Here is a 619-nt window from a genome sequence, read left to right as displayed (position 1 = left end):
GAAATGACACCGACCGGCGGCAGGCCGGCGAGCTTGCACAGATCGACCGCTGCTTCGGTATGGCCTGAGCGCATCAGCACGCCGCCTTCGCGCGCAATCAGCGGAAAGATGTGGCCGGGCCGGACGAAATCCGAGCCACCGACATTGCCGTTGGCAAGATTGCGAACGGTCAAAGTGCGATCTTCGGCCGAGATGCCGGTCGTGGTGCCATGCTTGAAATCGACACTGACGGTGAAAGCGGTGGTGTGGGCGGAATCGTTGTCGGCGACCATGGGGGCAAGGTTCAGCCGCTTGGCTTCTTCGCGCGGCATCGGCGTACAGACGATGCCGGAGGTGTGGCGAACGATGAACGCCATCTTTTCGGGCGTGCAGTGGACAGCGGCGACGATCAGGTCGCCCTCGTTCTCGCGCCCGTCATCATCCATGACGACGACGATCTCGCCGCGTTCGAAAGCACGCAGGGCTTCGACGATTTTCTTCTGGTCGTAAGGCATAAGTGCTCGCTTTGCTCGCAGGGGAATAAGGGAGTAGGGCAGTAAGGGAGTAGGGAAAAGCAAAAAGATTTGGCCGGCCGGGCTAAGAGCGCAACATATTCCCCTATTCCCCTATTCCCCTATTC

The 619-nt window shown here is 59.9% G+C and carries 1 protein-coding gene; it reads right to left on the bottom strand.

Annotated features, from left to right (window positions below):
* On the bottom strand, nt 1-494 hold a 494-nt coding region (gene ribB, locus EN925_RS38670), incomplete at its 3' end, for a 3,4-dihydroxy-2-butanone-4-phosphate synthase (RefSeq protein WP_128337499.1).
* Between the last annotated feature and the right edge of the window lie 125 nt (nt 495-619).

Source organism: Mesorhizobium sp. M7A.F.Ca.US.006.04.2.1 (assembly GCF_004022915.1).
GTDB classification, from domain to species: Bacteria; Pseudomonadota; Alphaproteobacteria; order Rhizobiales; family Rhizobiaceae; genus Mesorhizobium; species Mesorhizobium ciceri.
Note: the sequence above shows the minus strand (reverse complement) of the source record. Positions and strands in the feature narration are given on the sequence as shown.